Below are 19,666 nucleotides of genomic sequence, written 5' to 3'. Positions count from 1 at the left end.
CATCTCCAAATAATCCCCTAAAACTTAATCTTCAATCCATACTTACTCTTCAACGTCAACAGCGCTTCTGCATTTCCTTTGGCATCATCAACCGGGTGATGCGTATGTTTTGTTTTACGCAGGTGTTTGAAGTTCTGAAAGGTGTCTTTTACCAGTCCCTTATACAAACTGCCCAGGTTCTGCGAACTAAAGCCAAACGGATTGGCCTGCGTAAAATGATGAAAATACCAACAGATAAACATCCAGTCGAAACCGTTATTGTCACTAATAAAAACTGGCCGGTCTTTAGCCACATTTTTGATCCAGGCAGCAAAGTTCACCATTACGGTTTGGGGATCATCAAATAACAATGTTTCCTCCCTGGTAAACCCGGAAACAGCCAGGGCTTCCGGTATGAATTTATCGGAGATGGGTTTTAATTGCCCGTAAAAAGTTTTATCCAGTTGTTCATCAACCAGCACTGCGCCAAAGGAGATCATGGAGTAATCACCAGGTATGGGGCCATCCGTTTCAACATCTACCATTATGTAGGCCATATGATCATTTGTTTTAATCTTCTATTCGCCGCCAAAATAATAAAAATTGAGCCATATTACTAATTGCCTGTTTCGTTAATTTGCTATATCATAAATCAACACCCATGACCTGTTTAAAAACGATTGCTGCTCTTTTGCTGTTCACCTGCCTGACAACAATAACCGCCGCACAGAACAACCAGCCCTGGAAAGGAAAGAAATGTGCCGTGGTATTAACTTATGACGATGGATTGGATATAGATATTGTCAACGTGCTTCCAGCATTGGATTCCCTGGGCCTGAAAGGCACTTTTTATATAGCCAATTACCAGGGGCGCCTGCAATCGCAGCTACCGGCCTGGCGTAAGGCTGCAGCCAATGGGCATGAACTGGGTAACCATACCCTGTTCCATCCCTGTGAAGGTGGCCGGGCCGGACGAGAGTTTGTAACTGCCGATTACGACCTCAACAATTACTCCATGCGCCGTATCACCAATGAAATAAAGGCCATGAATGCTGTATTGTCGGCCATTGATGGCAAAACCAACCGCACCTTTGCCTTTCCGTGTGGCGATAATAAAGTACATGATACCGCCTATATCGATTCTTTACGAAATGATTTTACGGGCGCCCGCGGCGTGGTAGGCACTATTCCTGCTATTGATAAGATTGATTTATATAACCTGCCCGGTTATGGGGCGGTGAATAACTCCGGCGAATCCATGATAGAATGGGTGAAGGAAGCCCAGGCAAAACAAGGACTGCTGGTGATCATCTTTCATGGCGTAGGTGGCGGGCATGATTTGAATGTTTCCCTGTCTGCTCACAGCCAGTTACTGCACTATCTTAAACAACATGAAAAAGACATTTGGATAGCGCCAATGGTGGATGTGGCTTCGTTCGTCAGAGATAATCAGAAAAAGAGACCATGATCAGTCTCTTTTTCTGAGCTGTTTATTATCCATTGGTTATCCTGCTTATCAATACAAGCCCCAATATACCAATGGCTATAATGGCAGTGATAATAGAAACAATAAACGCATTTCTTTTTATGAGCTCCGCTTTTTTATCGGGTGTGGGTTCCATAGATACGATCTCCTTTAAATTTTTTATGCTATTGCATATCAAATGAGATACCTCTTTCTTACATAAAGCCCTTTAGTTGTAATTAATTGATATAAACCTGTTTATGTCATGCTGAAACCGATGATCGAAATTGTATTTAAAAAGGACCCTTTCATTTTGGAAGGGTCTTTTTTAAAATGATATAATATTTTCTGCTCCTGTAGTTTGCGTTTAGTGCAACAATTTTTCTCAAACGCGTGCCTGGCTTGTGTTCTACTAATTTACGCTTTTAGTTCCTCTTCAACCGGTATGTTTTTGGCACCCTGAGCTCCCCAGAGAAGCTGCTGTATGAAGTACAAAAACTACATGATTATGAAAACTTACCGGTTATTATTACCCGCATCATTGGTTGCGATGGCTACATTGGGTCATTTGTCCGCATCCGCTCAACACAACAGGGTCTATCATAAGGAGCAATTCCAGGTAGTAGACACCACGGCGTTTTATTTATATTATCAAAACAAGAACGTAGTGCCGGTGGGCGGCAAAGGAATGTACAGAGCCAACCTGTATTTTTTCAGTACTGCTGCAGACAGCCCCATCATTCCACTGACAATTGAAAATTTAAAGAAAGCTTACCCGGCCAGCACTGCGTTTCACTATGCATTGGATGCTTATTTTAATTCAGACAGGCAATTGATGTCATACGATGAATATGCTAAAATGTACAAGCTGAAATACCTGTTCCTTCAAACACTTGTAGCAGTTAACAACCCAACGAGTGATCGTACAACTTCCTATAATAATTTCTAATGACTAAAATTTACAGAATGAAAAAATTAGTAATGGTGGGCCTGCTGGTACAGGGCATTACAACTCACCTTACGGCGCAGGATTCAACAAGTCCCAAAATTCCGTTCAGTGATATTGAGACCAACTGGCAGAATGGGAGCGACCGGCGCGATTCATCCGTTTTTCACGGCGTATACTTTGTGCCCAGTGTTATGGTAGATGTGAATTATACGCATTCGTTCAATAAACCAATCGATAATACAGTGGTAGGGTCCACCGCCCTTGCCCGCAATAATGAAGTACAACTTTCGCATTTAAGTGTAGGTGGTGACTTTACTTATCAAAATGCAAGAGCAAGATTAATGATGCAGTTTGGAACAAGATCTATTGTAGTGCCCAGAAACGATGTTAGCCCATACAGGGGGCAATATCAATTGGCCAATGTATATCGCTATTTGAGTGAAGCATACGTAGGTTACCATTTTAATAAATGGTATGGTATTAATGTAGATGCTGGTTTGTTCATGTCGTACATAGGCCTGAATTCATATTACCAGGTAGAGAACTGGGAGTACCAGGCTTCCTATACGTCTGATAATACCCCCTGGTTCTTTAATGGGATCCGTTTGCAGATATTTCCTACAAAGCACCTCAAAATTGAACCCTGGCTTATCAATGGCTGGCAAAGTTATGGCCGGTTCAATAAGCAACCTGGGTTGGGTGCCAATATTACCTGGAACCCTACCAGCAATTTCAAGATACTTACCAATGATTACTACGGGGCCGATGCGGGTGGCCTTCCCGGTAGAAAAAGATTTCATTCAGACAATAGCTTGTTATTAAGATACTATAATAATCCAAAATCCAAAGGTATTAGCAGAATGGCCCTTTCCCTTACCGGTGATATTGGCTTTGAAAAAGGCGATGGCGTAAATGGGTTCAAAAGCAATGATAAAAAGGGCCCTGCTCAATACTTTATGAGTTCCATGATCTATAACCGTATTTGGTTCGCCCAAAACAAACTCGCCTGGACCATAGGCGGCGGCATTATGAATAACCCTGGCCGTTACCTCGTACTGTACCCTACAGGTCAGGCCAGCCCATTACCCGACCCAAACAATCCTACGCAAACCGAAGGAAAATATCCCTTCAGCGCCAATCCTGGCGACCAGTTCAAAGCGTGGGATTGTTCAACCAATTTGGACTTTATGCCTAATCAGAGCCTGCTCTTCCGCGTAGAGTATGTTCACCGGCATGCCAACGTACCATATTTTGCGGGTAAAGGTGGTGTTACATCACCCAATGGGTATACTACTACTCCATTACCGGATGACTGGCGGCCCGACCTGGTAAAATCTGAAGACCGGATCATTTTTGCCTTGTTATTCCGCTTATAATTTTTGCACCATTTTCCGTTGTTTAGACAGGCCCTTTTCATTCTTGAAGAGGGCCTTATTAAATCACCTGAAAAAATTAAAATATGATCTCTCAATATGAAGTTCCAGCCCTGTTAAATGAGGAATTGCCCTCATTGGAAAACAGTACCTGCCCCATTCATTTGTCAGTGAGTGTATACAAAACCATTCATGATTTTACCGAGTATACAAAGACCGCCGTACAAAAACATCACCTGCCATTGGCAAAAAAGTGTTTTAAACTGGCAGAGAAACTATACCGTGAGGGAGATAAGATAGTACGCATGTGCATTGAAAATATTTTTATCTATTCGTTTACCTCGCTGATGCCAGAAGACCGCGTTGAAAGAATTATACTACAATCTTATATTCCTGACTCGCTGAATACTGTTTATATAAAACAGGTTTCAGCCTGTAATTGCTAATTAAAAAACTAATAAAATGGAACCAGATAGTTATGAGGTCATTGTTCGAATAGCCAATTCCAATGACGCTCAATATGCCCTTGCCATTATCCATGAAATGGAATCATCCGCCAAAATAAGAGGCACTGGGATCTCTAAACGAACAACCGAATATATTCAGGAAAAAATGCTGCAGGGGAATGCGGTGATAGCAGTGGCCGCCAATGGAGAATGGGTTGGCTTTTCCTATTTAGAGATTTGGAGTAATGGAGCGTTCGTATCCAACTCAGGACTAATTGTAAGTCCAGCCTGGCGTGAAAAAGGGGTGGCCTCGTTTATAAAAGAAAAAATATTTAACCTGTCGCGACACAAGTTTCCCCAGGCAAAGATCTTCAGCATAACCACCGGTATGGCCATTATGAAATTAAATTCCCGCCTGGGTTTTGAGCCGGTTATTTATGAGGAGCTTCCGCATGATGAAGAGTTCTGGCAGGGTTGTAAAAGCTGTGTGAATTATGGCATATTGCAAAGTAAGGGCTGTAAAAACTGCTTATGTACAGCCATGTTATTCGACCCCAATATGGCAGTGAGTCACGGATAGATATATGTCAGGCCAGGCCAGGCAGACCGAAGTTCCATCACTAAAAACAAAGTCCTGGCCTGTATTTAAACTCCTCTCTATTTATCTTGCTGCTTGCTATCACCTGCCTGCATTTTAGAATGATAATATTGTTTACTAAAATGACAATTCCCCAAAAAACAACGGTTTAAATCGGCGGTAGCTTTATTGTACAAACCTTACATGATCAATTTTTGAATCACCTTATTAATTAACGCCGGCACTTTCTTTAGCAGGAAGCGGCCGTGGCCAATTATTGCCTTTATGAAAAAAAAATTTGATTGCGGTGTGAAACCCTCCGGCCGTTTTATTTTTTCACTTCTTCTATGTTTTACATTTTTTCACTGTTCATTTTCCGGTTCAGCCTATGCACAATCGTTGGCGGTAAGTGGTACTGTAAAAGACGATAAGGGCACTTTGCTGGAAGGTGCCGTGGTAAGTGTAAAGGGTTCTGACAAGTCGGTAGTTGCTGATAACAGGGGCAGGTATACAATCTCTGTGTCTGGCCCTGAGGCAGTGCTGGTATTTTCTTTTACAGGTTATAAAGGGGCGGAAGAAACGGTTGGGCAGCGCAGACAAATTGATGTTACTATGGAGTCAACCGGTGGCAGGCTCGACGACGTAGTGGTGGTTGGATATGGCACCCAAAAGAAGAAAGACCTTACCGGCGCCATTGCTACAGTGGGCAGTGCCGAATTAAACAAACGGGTTGCTACCGACCCCACTCAATTATTACAGGGGAAATTGCCTGGTCTTTCTTTAACCCAGGCATCAGGTGAAGCAGGGAATGAGAATTTTGTATTACGCATACGGGGATTGGGAACAAACAGTTCTGCAGGTAGCAGCCCCCTGATCATTGTAGACGGTTTGCCTGGAAGCCTTACGAACCTGGATCCTCAGAATATTGAATCCATTACCTTGTTAAAAGATGCTGCATCAGCTGCCATTTATGGAACCAGGGCCGCCAATGGCGTAATCCTGGTTACTACCAAGCAAGGTAGTAATGGAAAGTTTCAGTTGAGTTATGACCTTAATGTCGGTATTACCAAACCTACATCACTGCCCGATAACCTGATCTATAATTCCGCCACCTACATGGAGCTTTGGAATGAGGCCGCTATCAATTCCGGTTACCCCAACCGGTTTAGCCAGGCACAGATTGATGCGTATAAGAATCCATCGAATCCAGATCTGTATCCTAACGTAAACTGGCTCGATATCGTGATGCGAACTGTGACCACGCAAACGCATCATATAGGAATGACGGGTGGCCGCAATGGCACCACTTATAATATTGGACTGGGGTACGTGGATCAGCCTGATATCATGATCGGGTTCTCTTATAAAAAGTATAATCTGCAGTTCAACCTCAATTCAAAAATAAACGACTGGGCTACGGTTGGTGGAAGTATGACCTTCAACTACGGAAGAAGAGTGTATCCATCCCGAGGCAGTCAGGACCAGTTCTTATCAGCTTTATCGCAGTCACCTATGTATGGGCCCAAATTGCCAGATGGCAGTGGCCGGTATGTGAATTCAGTGTATCCCAGTGTGCAAACACCTAACAAAAATCCGGTTGCTATTGCTGAAAACGCATTGGTGAACAACAGCGATTATTATTTTCAGAATAACCTGTACATAAATATCCGCCTGTTGAAAGGATTGGAATGGCGGACCAGCGGTGGCTTTAACTTCGATTATCAAAAAACAAACGACTTTAAACCTGTTATTAATCAATACAATTGGTTTGCTGGCCCCAATGACGCGCCAGAACGTACCCTCGATGTAAACGGACAGGGCATGGTAGTTACAGACAATAATTATATTTACCCGGTTGGTTATACGCAGTTGACCTACAGTAAGGAGATCGGCAATCATAATTTCAAAGCGTTGGCCGGAACCCAGGCCGAATATAATAAAACCCAGGTACTGTCGGGCAGCCGCAATACTCCCTATTCAACCAATACGTTGGAAGAATTGAATGCCGGTCCAACTGGTTCGCAATTGGCTTCAGGCACTTCCTCGGAATGGTCGTTGCGTTCTTACTATGGCCGCCTGAATTATGATTATAATGGCAAATATTTGTTCGAAGCCAACGCCCGTTACGATGCCTCTTCCCGCTTTCCACCGGAAAATAAATGGGCTTTGTTCCCCTCCTTCTCCGCCGGCTGGGTGATGAGCCACGAAAAATTCATGGAAGGAATATCTTGGCTGAATACATTAAAGCTGCGTGGATCCTGGGGGCGGTTAGGTAATCAGAATATCTCAAATTATCCTTATCAACTGGTGTATTCAAACCTGAATGCTTATAACAACAATATTCAATATGCTTATTCCTTTTCGGGTAATTCTTTGAATGCCGGTGCTGAATTGAATGCGTTAACAGATAGAAATATTCATTGGGAAAACACACGCGTGGTGGATGTTGGCCTGGATGTAACAGTATTCAGATCATTGAATGTTACCGTTGACTGGTACAACAAATTTACATACGATATATTAGCACAACCAGCCATCCCTGCGTACGTAGGACTTACCGCACCTACCCTCAATAACGGGCAAATGCGGAACACGGGCATTGAAGCATCCGCGCAATATTCAGGCAAGGTGGGTGATTTGAATTACTCGGTGGGCGGTACCATACAGGCTAATAAAAATACGCTGGTTAAATATGGTGCGCCGCAGATCAATACTGGTAATAACACTATTAATATTGAAGGACAACCTTATGGCAGCTTTTATATGTATAAATATGCCGGTATTTTTCAAAGCGATGACGAAGTAGCCAAATCGCCCAAACAACAGTTCAGTCCCAAACCAGGGTATTTAAAGTTTGAAGATGTTATTGAAGACAATGTTATAGATGCAAAGGACCGGGCAATTGTTCCTGGCGTATTTCCAAAATTCGAATACTCCTTCAATGCCAGTGCTTCCTGGAAGAACTTCGATATGACCATTTTTCTTTACGGTTCGCAAGGACAGAAAATATATGCCAATGGCTGGGGCGTACAACCCTTTAACCAGGGTTCGCCGCCATCCTCAGACTGGTTAAATGCCTGGACGCCTGCCAACCCAAGTACCACTATGCCGTTGATCTATATTACCGGTCAGGGCAATGCCAACAGCAATATTGGTACTGCATCTACTTTTTATTTAAAGGACGGTTCGTTTTTACGCATCAAGAACCTTCAGCTGGGATATATGTTACCGGCTAACCTTACAAAAAAGGCAGCTATGAGCAGTTTGCGCGTGTTTGTTTCCGGCGACAACCTGGCAACCTTTACCAAATTTAAAGGCCTGGATCCAGAAAGAGTGCCGAGCAGCAGCAATACACGATACGTAGTGCATCCACAAAACCAGGTTTTTTCTTTTGGCGTAAAAGCTGTTTTTTAAAAATTTAAAAATTGCCGTAAATGAACTACTTCATTCGATATAACACTATACTTTTAGGAGTATTAATGCTTACAGTAAGTTGTAAAAAAGATTTTTTAGTACGAAACCCTACAGACCAGATCCCCAGTGAAAATTTCTGGAAAACACAAGCTGATGCAGATATTGCGCTTACTGCTATTTACAGCTATCTAATACAGGGATATAATTACACGAATGCAAACAATACGGGGCAGGGTTGGGGTTCGGGTACACCTTATTGGGAAACACTTACTGATAATGCCTATAGCAGCGCCTTTTCAAACGTTGCCAATGGGGCAATAGAAGCCACAACTGGCACCATACAATCAGATGCTTACAACACTGCCTACAAAGCAATACAGGCTTGTAACGTTTTTCTGGCCAATATAGGAAATGTACCATTGCAACCTGCAGCCATGAACCAGTATATTGGTGAAGTCCGTTTTATGCGGGCATACTACTATTTTTTGCTGGCCCAGTTATATGGCGATGTAGTATATTATTCACGACCTATAGGCAATGCAACAGCTGATCCTGAAAGTTACCAGTTAGGAAGGACGCCGAAAGCGCAGGTGATGGATTCAGTAATAAGCGATCTCACCACAGCCGTTAATAATTTACCCGATATTCTCTACACTGGCCATGTGGTAAAGAGCACTGCCCTGGGATACCTGGCAAAAGTATATTTAGCACAGGGTAACTGGCAAATGGCGGCAACCGCGTCAAAAACGATTATCAACAGTAATAAGTTCAGCCTGTATAATGGCGGGTACCGGGGTTTGTTTTTGAAATCTTCACAGATCAACAATCCTGAGATCTTGTTATCTGGCCGATATCAGGTGCCCAATGCTTATAGTCCAGCTGATTATTTGTATACCTACAGCGCAAGTTTTCAACCATTGAGATCTCTGGTTGATGACTATGAATGCATTGATGGTTTACCAATTACCTCTTCTCTTTTATATGATAAGAATGCACCCTATAATAACCGGGACCCGCGATTGCTGGCTACTATATTAACGCCCGGAGTATTTTATAAGGGCGGTATTCCATTTGTTCCTGCTCAAATCGGAGCCTCATCAGGCTTTCTAAATAAAAAAGGAGTGGATTCTACGCGTGCCACAGTGATCGGCACACAAAGTGATCAGGATTGGGTGTACTTACGCTATGCTGAAGTATTGTTGATGTATGCTGAAGCACAAAATGAGGTGAGTGGACCCGATGCCTCAGTATACAATGCAATTAATGCAATTCGTACACGTCCCAGTGTAAACATGCCGCCGCTGCCGGCCGGCTTATCACAAAGTCAAATGCGTGATCGTATTCGCCATGAAAGAAGGATTGAATTAGCATTTGAAGGTCAGCGATATTTTGACCTGAAACGATGGAAGCTGGATCGGGTCATAATTCCAACGGTGAAAGACCCAAGCGGGGCTGTCAGAACATTCCCCTTACGCGATACCTTGTGGCCTGTACCGCAATCGGAGATGGATGTGGCCATCACTTACGGGAACACGAATTTTAAACAAACACCTGGTTGGCAATAAAAGGAAAAATCCCGCCTCACAGCGGGATTTTTCCTTTTATTAATCTATTTCCGTGTGAAAATTCAGCAGAAAATTAACAAGGTTTACTTCCGGTTGAATGCCTAGTTTTTTCCGTAACCGGTGACGACCCAGTTCAACCCCTTTAATAGTAATGTTCATGATCTGCGCTATTTCCTTGCTGGTAAGGTTCAGTCGTAAATAAGCACATAACTTCAGATCGCTGGCGGTGAGGTAAGGATATATGCTTTTTAAGGATACCAGGAAGTTGCTATGTACCTTATCGAAGTGCATCGCAAATTGTTCCCAGTTCTTTTTCATTTTATCATCACCCAGCATGCGCAGGATCTTTTTATAGTCATCGGTCTCCTTATCTATTTCGCTCGATTTCTTCATGCGCACAAATTCTTCTTTAACCTTCATCAACATCTCTCCCTTCTGCACGAGGTTAAAGGTGGTGGAAGCCAGCTCTGTATTCTTCACTTGTATTTCCGATTGCAGTTTTTCATTTTGTAAGCGGATAATTTCTTTTTCGTTCCGCTCCAGTTCCAGCTGGTGTAAATATGTCAATTGCTTTTGTTCTTCCTGATGTTTTTCTATTTCCAACTGATGCAGGTACGCCATGCGTTTTCGTTCTTCATCATGCCGCTGTTGTTGAACAATAAATTTTTTCTTCTGCCATTTATAAAGGGCGTACACAAATACAATGGCCAGCAACGTATAGATAATTTTAGCCCAGGGCGTGCGGTACCAGGGCGCTAATATGGTGAACCGGTACGATGCAACGATAGATTCCCGACCCTTATGTGTTCTTGCTTTAACCTTGAAGGTGTATGTGCCAGGTGAGAGATAGGTATAATCTTTTTCGTTTTTCTTTGTCCAGACCGACCAGCCATTATCAAAATCTTCGAGGTAATAAGCAAACTCAATGCTCGATTGCTTGCCATACAAGGGCGATGAATAATCAAAATGAATGGAGTTCCAGGCATAATCTATTTTAGGAACTACTTCATTCAGTAAATGTTGTTGTTCGCTTTCCTTAAAAAAATAACCACCAAAAATGGTACTGTCTCGTTTGTTTACGATTCGCACATCACTGATCTGAATAGGGATTTCTTCCCTGAATTGTTTATACTGATCGAAATTTATTAAATAGAAGCCCTCTTCAGCAGCAATGAAAATATTGTTGTTATCGTAGGGATAAACATATTCGAGCCCGTTGCCGGTGATCTTATTATCCAGTTCGGGGAAATAAATGATCTGAGGTTGCCTGCCACTCAGGTCTGCAACGCCCAGGTGACGATCGTGAACAAACCAGATATTGCCATTATTATCTTCGTGCAAATACCGGATGGGTACTTTGGGTAATATATTTTGCAGGAATGTGGAAGGTTCAAAGTCACCGGTCCTGCCATTGTACTCAAAAATTCCTTTATCATTGGTAAGTACAACGCGGCTTTTTATTTTAAAGATATGGTTGTTGTTGCTGGATAAAATGCCTTTGGTGTCTTTATAAACCTCGACAGGCGGTTTTTTATCGGTGCTATTAAGTGTTATCTTATATAAACCTTTATAAGGATGGGCTGCCCAGGCAATGTCATTATCCACTGCCACAAAACGGGCCGATTCAAAATGGGAATGCACTTCGTGGTTGGTGAATTTGCCATTTGCGAAATTATAAAAGTTCAACCCGTTATAGGTGCCCGCCATTACTATTGGTGAGGGCGTAACATTGCTTAATGGTAAAAAGGTCCAGAAGCCTGAACTGCTGTCTATCTTTCTAGAAGTTTTGTTCTCAATAACAAAGAAGCCATCATTATGGCCCATCACCAACTGGCCGTTTAATTCGCACAGGTTCCATACCTGGCCTTTAGGGCCTGGGATCAACTCAAATTTACTTTTAATGAAACCCATGTCTTTTTGATCGGCAAGGGAGGCTGCATACACCCCGTTTGAAGTACCTATGTATAGATTATTCCTGAAAATGACCGCTGCCTTTCCTGAGCTGTGTTCCTGGTAATCGGGATAAATATGTTTTATGGCATTGTTATAGGCGATGAAGTCGATGCCATTGTCGAGCCCCAGCCAGATGTTTTTCTTGCCATCAACAAAAACGCTGAGGATGTTATTGCTTTGCAATCCATCGAGGTTGGAAAGCCGCTGGATCAGTTCTCCTTTATTATTGATGATAAAACAGCCGGCGAGATTGGTGACAATGGCTATCTGGTTTTGATTGATAACGGCGGCGCTGTAAGGGTTCTTCTCATTGATCAACCGCAGATCAGGGGTTTCAAATGGTATGATGTCGTCGCCCTGCAAAATATAGGACCCATGATGTTTGGTCAGCAATAATGAGCTATCACCTTCCAGTGGAACAATAGCGGTGATCTCGGCCTTCTCTGGAAAAAAGTTTGATTTGGAAAAAGGCACCCAGGTGCCGTTTTGAAATTGCAGCAGTCCTTTTTGCCAGGCTTTGCTGATCAGTTTGTTTTGATGAAAGCCCAGAAAGGTCCAGGCAGGGTTGCCAAAAACCGTGATCTTATCATTCTGTAGCTGAAAGATCTTCCGGTATGAACGGAAAAAGACTTCATTTCCAACCGGCACTACATCCCAGATATCGGTAAAATCTTTTTCATTTTCTGGAATAAGGTCGTTCATCGATCTGTATTGAAGCCTGCCATCTTTTCCGGGTTCGAAATATCCGATCTCTCCCTGTGAGCCGATATAAATGCGTCCATCATTTCCAACTGCCAGTGAGCGAACCCCTTTGCCACCCGGTAAAGTATATTTCTTCCAGAAACTTCCATCGAAACTTAACAGGCCTTCATCATTAGCCGCGTACATGATCCCCCTTTTATCTTGGGCAATTTTCCAGTTTTGGGTACCGGCATTGTAGCTCTGTTTGGGATAGTTAATGATCTCAGGCAGGCCAATGGTATTTTGGGTATACCCAATAAAAAAATGAAAGCAGGATATGGCAAGCAGTAACTTTCTCATCGTGACAGCAATTGAGGGCTATGAATACGTTAGGATACTAAGGTAAGTAAATGCTTAATACAAAAAAGGGGGTAGATGTGGCGTTGAAGTGGTAAAGTAGTTGTGTTTTAGCAACTTAAATACTTTTTGATGTGGTAATGATGTGGTGCCAAAACGAAGATTTACTAAGTAGAATTATAATTTAGCCATAAACCGACCGTACCTGCTGACAGGTAACTCAAAAGTCAAAACAATCCTTATGGCACATCTTAGACTTACATCTTTGATTTTACTCCTTATTATAATGGCATGCTCGCAAACCAGGGCCCAGGGTTTTCTACACGCCAGCGGTAAACAGATCGTGAACGGGAAAGGGCAAAATGTTTTACTGCGTGGTGTTGGTTTGGGTGGCTGGATGTTGCAGGAAGGATATATGCTTCAGGTAAACGGTCAGGGCATGCAACATTCAATAAAAGCGCGCATTGACAACCTGATTGGCGAAGACAGCACTCAGGCTTTCTACGATACGTGGCTGGCAAACCACACCCGCCGAATTGACATAGATTCTATGAAGGCCTGGGGTTTCAATTCAGTTCGATTGCCCATGCATTTCAACCTGTATACCTTGCCCATTGACGAAGAACCTGAACCCGGCAAACAAACCTGGCTCGACAAAGGCTTTCGCATTACCGACAGCCTGCTCACCTGGTGCAAGGCCAATCAGATGTACCTCATTCTTGACCTGCATGCGGCGCCAGGTGGTCAGGGGAATGATCTGAATATTTCCGACCGCGACCCATCAAAACCTTCGCTTTGGGATAGTGAAGCCAATCGCCGGAAAACGATCGCCCTGTGGAAAAAACTGGCGGAACGCTATGCCAACGAACCCTTTATTGGCGGTTACGATATTTTGAATGAACCGAACTGGGGCTTTCAGGACCTGGCGAATGATAAGAATGGTCTGAAGGAAACCGGCAACGCACCATTGAAACAGTTGATGATAGATATAACCAACGCTATTCGTGAAATAGACAAAAACCACCTTATTATTATCGAAGGCAATGGCTGGGGTAATAATTATAATGGTATACTGCCCACCTGGGATAATAATATGGTGCTGAGTTTTCACAAATACTGGAACTTTAATACCACCGGCAGCATTCAACACATACTGGATACAAGAGATAAGTATAATGTGCCGGTATGGCTGGGCGAAACCGGCGAAAATTCAAATGTTTGGTTTACCGAAGCCGTACAGTTACTGGAGGCAAATAACATTGGCTGGGCATGGTGGCCGCTGAAAAAACTGGGAAATAACAATCCCATGCAGGTGCATTCAAACAAAGACTACGACAAAATACTGGCTTTCTGGTCAAACAAGGGACCCCGTCCCACCGCAGCTGAAGCCTATAATGGTGTAATGCAACTGGCTACAGCTTTAAAACTGGAAAATACAACCATCAAACGCGATGTATTGGACGCCTTGTTCAGGCAGCCATTTTCACAAACGACAATTCCCTTCAAAGCAAATGTGATCAAAAGCGGTGCAATTATAAAAGCAGTTGATTATGACCTGGGTAGAAATGGGGTTGCCTATTTTGACAAGGATACGGCCGACTACCATGTTTCAAACGGTAATAGAGGGGGGAACCAGGGCCGCACTTACCGGAATGATGGGGTAGATATATCTGCAGACCCTACAACAAATAGTTATTACGTGAACCATACAGAGGCAGGTGAATGGCTTCAATACACCTTTGAGGTGGCGAAGACCGGACATTACCTTATTAAATTGAATTGTAATCCGGTGAAAGCAGATGCCAAATTATCTGTTCGGATAAATAACAAGGGTACTAAAGAGATAGCTTTCCCAAAAGCAGCCGGTTGGCAGGCACTCGAAATAAAGGATATTGAATTAAAAAAAGGACCGAATAACCTACGCATTTATATTGATGCCGGCGATATGAGTTTAGGTGATATGCAATTCACAGAAGTGAAATAATAAGTTTAATGAATGGTATCGAAACAATCCTGAGTGGAGCTGAAGGATGATGTGGTAAAGAGGGGGCAAAAAACCGCATCCCGGGCGCATACCCCCTCCATTGATGGGGTATAGATGGGGTGCCTTTTTAGGCCAGGGGTCGTCAACGGCCTACTTTAGATTTTCGATTTGTTCATTATTAACTAACAACTGACTTGCATATGAAAATTCTGCGCTTTGTCATTGCAGTGCTAGTATTACAGGCTGTCTTCCTGCCTGTGCTGGCACAGGATATTTTAGTGACCGGTAAGATAAATGCTAAAACCGGAGAGCCCCTGATGGGGGCAACAGTAGCTATTAAGGGGTCCAATATGGCTACTACAACCGATGTTGGAGGTAACTTCTCCATTCATGTTCCCAACCGAAAAGTTTTATTGGTAGTTTCTTATGTTGGCATGAACAATAAGGAGGTATCCATTCCCGAAAGCGGGGCCATTACAGTACAACTGGAAGATGTAGGGGCACTGAGCCTCGATGAAGTAGTGGTAATTGGATATGGTACCCAAAGTAAAAAAGTGGTTACGGGCGCCATCTCTCAGATAAAAGCCAAAGAGCTGGAGGATGTTCCCAGTAACAGGATAGAACAGGCCCTGCAGGGAAGGGTGTCTGGTGTATCCATTATGCAAAACAATGGTCAGCCTGGTTCTGCCTCTACTATCAGGGTGCGTGGGGTTACTACCTTTAATAATCCCCGTAACAGCCCTCCTGATGCCGGTAACAATCCACTGTGGGTAGTTGATGGCGTAGTAGTTGACCAGGGCGGTATTGGCTACGTGAACCAAAGCGACATTGAATCAATAGAAGTATTGAAAGATGCTGCTTCTGCTGCCATTTATGGGACCCGGGCGGCTTCAGGCGTAATTCTGATCACTACCAAAAAAGGTAAAAACGGTAAGTTAACAATCAACTACAACGGATTTTACGGCACGTCACGAGCGGCCAAAAAACTGGACCTGCTGAATGCCAGCCAGTATGCTACTATCATAAACGAAAAAGCAGTTAACGGTGGTGGCGCAAAAGTCTATGCCGATCCCAACTCACTGGGAACCGGTACCGATTGGCAGGATGCCATATTTAATGATCATGCCAACCGCTTTTCGCATGAATTAAGTATGAGCGGTGGAACCGACAGATCTACTTTTTATGTATCATTCGGTTACCAGGACCAGGAAGGTATCGTTGCGGGACCGATCTCAAATTATACCCGGAAAAATCTGCGGATCAACTCAACACATAAATTGATGAGTTTCCTAACCTTTGGTGAAAACTTAGGGTATTCACATCAAAAAAGTGTTGGCCTGGGCAATACCAACAGTGAATTTGGCGGACCGTTGTCCTCAGCCATCAACCTGGATCCCGTAACCCCATTGGTAATTACTGATCCGGCCATTGCTAACAATAATCCATACAGTAACAACCCGGTAATGAGGGATGCCAATGGAAATCCATATGGCATCTCAAGCATTGTTGGCCAGGAAATGACGAACCCTGCTGCATACATTCAAACCAAGCTGGGCCAATTTGGCTGGTCAGATGATTTTGTGGGTAATGCCTACCTCGAAGCAGCGCTGGGCAATCATATTAAAGTAAGATCAACACTGGGTGGCAAGTTATCTTATTGGGGGAATGAGGCTTTCACGCCTTTGTATTACATGAGTGCAACGTCAAAGACCTCACAGAACAGTTATAATAAATCCAATAACAACGCCCTTAACTGGAATATTGAGAATACAGTAACGTATAACAACAGGGTAGATAAGCATAATTTCACTGTGTTACTGGGTCAGGGCGCTTACGTAGAAAATATAGGCGGTAACTCAAGTGTAACCTTATTCAATTTACCAATCACCAGTTACAAAGACGCTTCATTTCACTTTGATATTCAACAGGCAAACAGGATCTCTACATCCGACGACTTTATTCAGCACAAATTATATTCATATTTTGGCCGGGTGACCTATGACTATGATGAAAAGTATTTGTTCACTGGTATAATAAGAAGGGATGCTTCCTCCAGATTTGGACCAAATAAAAAGTATGGTACATTCCCGTCTTTCTCGGTAGGTTGGAATGCTTCTAATGAAGAGTTCTGGCCAACTAATAATGTGGTGGACCGGTTGAAGATCAGAGGCGGCTATGGTGTGGTAGCTAATGACGCCATCAGCAACTTTGGGTATGTGTCTATTGTAAGCGGTGGTTATAACTATACGCTCGGTACGGGAGATAATATTACTACCGGATATGCCCCGTTATCGCTCGATAATAAAAACCTGCATTGGGAGCAAACCGCTCAAACCAATATTGGTTTTGAGATGCAGTTGATCAAGTCGCTTACGTTGAATGTAGATTACTTCCTCAAAAAAACCAGTGGTATCTTACGTGAGATTGTGATCCCCGGCTATGTAGGGGTATCAAACTCACCGGTAGCCAATTTGGCTGATATGGAAAACCGTGGTATCGATATTGAGTTGGGATATCGTAAAAAATTTGGCGATTTCAACCTGGGCCTAAATACCAATTTTTCTTATCTGAAAAATAAAGTGACTTATTTACAGCGGGATGCTGATTTTGCTACAGGTGATGCCAGTTTTCAGACCATGGGCGCTATAACCCGTATACAGGTGGGCCAGCCATATAATACCTTCTTTGGTTTTCAATCGGCAGGTATTTTCCAAAACCAGGCTGAGATCGATGCCTATAAAAATAAGAACGGTGATCTAATACAACCCAATGCGAAGCCGGGTGATTTCAAATGGGTAGACATCAGCGGTGATGGCAAGATCACCGATGATAATCTTGATAAGACCTTCCTTGGTACCAGCATTCCTAAATACACTTATGGGTTTACCGCAAATGCCAGTTACAAAGCTTTTGATTTGATGATGTTCTTTCAGGGCGCGGGAGGCAACAAAATATTTCAGGGACTTCGCAGGCTTGATATTGGCACAGCCAATTATCAAACAAAAGTATTGGGTCGTTGGACCGGTGAAGGTTCTACGAGTTCTTTCCCAAGGTTGACAACCAATGATGCCAATGGCAACTTTACTAAAATGTCAAGTTTCTACCTGGAAAAAGGAGATTACCTCAGGTTTAAGTTGGTTCAACTCGGTTATACTTTGCCAGAAAGACTGGTTAAAAAGATCACTGCTAGCAGATTGCGGGTTTATTTAACAGCAGAGAACCTGTTCACCATTACTGGATATACAGGCTATGATCCTGAAATAGGCGGTACTGTGTTGGGCGTTGATAGAGGCGTTTATCCACAGGCCCGTTCATTTATTGGTGGTGTTCAGCTGCAATTTTAATTATTCACCCAACTAATTACAGGTTATGCGATCTATAAAAATAAACTACTTACTTATAGCGGCAATTGTTATCAATGCCTTAGGCGCGTGTAAAAAAAGCTTTGTCACCTTGGAACCTAAGGGCCAGTTTCTCACCGATAATTATTATAAAGACAAGGACCAGGCGTATGCTGCGCTGGTTTCTGTATATGATCCCCTGAGAAAAAATTCAGGCGGCTTTGAAAATATGCTTGCCCTTATGAATTCAGGATCAGATGATCATGTTGCTGGTGGTGGCGGCGCAACCGACGGTACCCAATTGCAGGCCTTCTCCAATTATACCATGACGGCCAATTTAATGGCAGCCAGCTACTGGAATGATCCTTATCAGGGTATTTTCAGGGCCAATGTGCTGTTGCAAAAGATTGACAAAGTTCCGATGGACGATAATTTAAAGGCAAGATTTAGCGCAGAATCAAAAGCGTTACGGGCATTTTATTATTTCAATCTGGTGCGTATGTTTAAAAACGTTCCATTGGTCCTGGAGCCTTTAAATACCGACAATCTTTATGATGTAGAACAGGCAAAATCTGAAGACGTATATACGCAAATAGAGAAAGATCTTAACGAAGCAATTGCAGTATTGCCGGCAACCCTTCCTGATAAGAACACCGAAGCTGGACGTTTAACTAAAGGAGCAGCTAAGGCACTATTGGGAAAAGTATATCTCTATGAAAAAAAGAACACCCTGGCTGCACAGCAACTGGCCGAAGTAAATGGCCCCACACCCGGCGGTACCAGTACATTTGGGTATAAACTGCTTTCCAATTTCAGTGATCTATGGGCGCCTTCAAACAAGTTTAACAGTGAGTCTATTCTGGAAGAAACACACAGTGCCGCTGGTAACTCAGATTGGGGCTTTTGGGGTAGTGGCAAGGATGAAGGAAATACAGCGAATGTAATGGTAGGACCAAGAAGCTATGAAAGATTAGATGCTTCGGCGCCAGACCTTCCATCGGGTTGGAGCTTTATGGTGTTTACCCAGAATTTTTATGATTTCATAAAAAATGATCCCCGAAAAGACGCAACGTTACTTGACCTGAATGTGTTGCAAACGGCAGGTAAAATAAAATACATTGCCGGCTACATGAACTCCGGTTACTTCCTGAATAAGTTCCTGCCCCGGAAAGTAGATGTTTCAAAAGGTGGCGGTGCCACTGACTTGAACTATCGCCAGAATACTTACATTATCCGTTTGGCCGATACCTATTTAATGGAAGCAGAAGCATTGGGTGGCACTGGCCCCAGGGCAGAGGCATTGCTCAATGCAGTAAGGGCACGGGTTGGACTGCCAGCAATAGTAGCAACCCTGGACGCTATTAAAAACGAACGCCGGGCTGAACTCGCTGGTGAAGGACATCGCTGGTTCGACCTGGTAAGATGGGGTGATGCGCCTACTGTTTTAGGAAGCAGAGGATTTGTAAAAGGGAAACACGAAATATTCCCCATCCCTTTCAGGGAAACCCAGGGAACGAAAATTCAACAAAACCCTCTTTATAACTAGCAAGGATCCGTGCCACGGTTCCAAACCGTGGCACGG

13 protein-coding genes are annotated in these 19,666 nt (G+C 43.3%); 10 read left to right on the top strand and 3 right to left on the bottom strand.

Features of this window, described 5'->3' with window-relative positions:
* Window positions 1-17: 17 nt before the first annotated feature.
* A complete protein-coding gene (locus J7I42_RS04850; protein WP_209137642.1) occupies window positions 18-536 on the bottom strand; it encodes a 3'-5' exoribonuclease domain-containing protein in 519 nt (172 codons plus the stop codon).
* A gap of 104 nt (window positions 537-640) precedes the next feature.
* On the opposite strand from J7I42_RS04850, the gene J7I42_RS04845 reads away from it, so the two are divergent.
* Window positions 641-1,447, top strand: coding sequence for a polysaccharide deacetylase family protein (locus J7I42_RS04845; RefSeq protein ID WP_209137641.1), 807 nt, complete (start codon window positions 641-643; stop codon window positions 1,445-1,447).
* Between the two features lie 25 nt (window positions 1,448-1,472).
* Here J7I42_RS04845 and J7I42_RS35290 read toward each other — a convergent pair whose 3' ends face one another.
* A complete protein-coding gene (locus tag J7I42_RS35290) occupies window positions 1,473-1,601 on the bottom strand; it encodes a hypothetical protein (protein WP_262898099.1) in 129 nt (42 codons plus the stop codon).
* 351 nt (window positions 1,602-1,952) lie between these two features.
* On the opposite strand from J7I42_RS35290, the gene J7I42_RS04840 reads away from it, so the two are divergent.
* The 6 genes from J7I42_RS04840 (at window position 1,953) to J7I42_RS04815 (ending at window position 9,768) form a co-directional block, all read left to right on the top strand.
* Window positions 1,953-2,393 carry a hypothetical protein gene (locus tag J7I42_RS04840; RefSeq protein ID WP_209137640.1) on the top strand — a complete coding sequence of 147 codons (441 nt, stop codon included), beginning with the start codon at window positions 1,953-1,955 and terminating at the stop codon, window positions 2,391-2,393.
* Window positions 2,394-2,410: 17 nt separating this feature from the next.
* Complete coding sequence (locus J7I42_RS04835; RefSeq protein WP_209137639.1) at window positions 2,411-3,769, top strand: porin; 1,359 nt, start codon at window positions 2,411-2,413, stop codon at window positions 3,767-3,769.
* 83 nt (window positions 3,770-3,852) lie between these two features.
* Complete coding sequence (locus J7I42_RS04830; protein WP_209137638.1) at window positions 3,853-4,212, top strand: DUF7674 family protein; 360 nt, start codon at window positions 3,853-3,855, stop codon at window positions 4,210-4,212.
* Between the two features lie 16 nt (window positions 4,213-4,228).
* Window positions 4,229-4,792 (top strand): GNAT family N-acetyltransferase, encoded by a 564-nt coding sequence (locus J7I42_RS04825; RefSeq protein WP_209137637.1) that lies wholly within the window; start codon window positions 4,229-4,231, stop codon window positions 4,790-4,792.
* Between the two features lie 282 nt (window positions 4,793-5,074).
* Window positions 5,075-8,203 (top strand): SusC/RagA family TonB-linked outer membrane protein, encoded by a 3,129-nt coding sequence (locus tag J7I42_RS04820; RefSeq protein ID WP_209137636.1) that lies wholly within the window; start codon window positions 5,075-5,077, stop codon window positions 8,201-8,203.
* A 20-nt stretch (window positions 8,204-8,223) separates the two neighbouring features.
* On the top strand, window positions 8,224-9,768 hold the full coding sequence (locus tag J7I42_RS04815; protein WP_209137635.1) for a RagB/SusD family nutrient uptake outer membrane protein: 1,545 nt from the start codon (window positions 8,224-8,226) through the stop codon (window positions 9,766-9,768).
* Window positions 9,769-9,807: 39 nt separating this feature from the next.
* Here the strand turns inward: J7I42_RS04815 and J7I42_RS04810 are convergent, their stop codons facing one another.
* The gene (locus J7I42_RS04810; RefSeq protein ID WP_209137634.1) at window positions 9,808-12,762 is read right to left on the bottom strand and encodes a triple tyrosine motif-containing protein; all 2,955 of its coding nucleotides are present in this window, start codon (window positions 12,760-12,762) and stop codon (window positions 9,808-9,810) included.
* Window positions 12,763-13,000: 238 nt separating this feature from the next.
* Here J7I42_RS04810 and J7I42_RS04805 point away from each other — a divergent pair, with 238 nt between their 5' ends.
* The 3 genes from J7I42_RS04805 to J7I42_RS04795 all read left to right on the top strand — a co-directional run bounded on the left by J7I42_RS04805 (window position 13,001) and on the right by J7I42_RS04795 (window position 19,630).
* Window positions 13,001-14,743, top strand: coding sequence for a cellulase family glycosylhydrolase (locus J7I42_RS04805; RefSeq protein ID WP_209137633.1), 1,743 nt, complete (start codon window positions 13,001-13,003; stop codon window positions 14,741-14,743).
* A gap of 200 nt (window positions 14,744-14,943) precedes the next feature.
* Complete coding sequence (locus tag J7I42_RS04800) at window positions 14,944-18,087, top strand: SusC/RagA family TonB-linked outer membrane protein (RefSeq protein ID WP_209137632.1); 3,144 nt, start codon at window positions 14,944-14,946, stop codon at window positions 18,085-18,087.
* A gap of 25 nt (window positions 18,088-18,112) precedes the next feature.
* Window positions 18,113-19,630 carry a RagB/SusD family nutrient uptake outer membrane protein gene (locus J7I42_RS04795; protein WP_209137631.1) on the top strand — a complete coding sequence of 506 codons (1,518 nt, stop codon included), beginning with the start codon at window positions 18,113-18,115 and terminating at the stop codon, window positions 19,628-19,630.
* Window positions 19,631-19,666: the final 36 nt, after the last annotated feature.

It is taken from the genome of Niastella soli, assembly GCF_017742245.1.
GTDB lineage: Bacteria > Bacteroidota > Bacteroidia > Chitinophagales > Chitinophagaceae > Niastella > Niastella soli.
This window is presented reverse-complemented; position numbering and strand designations above follow the sequence as displayed.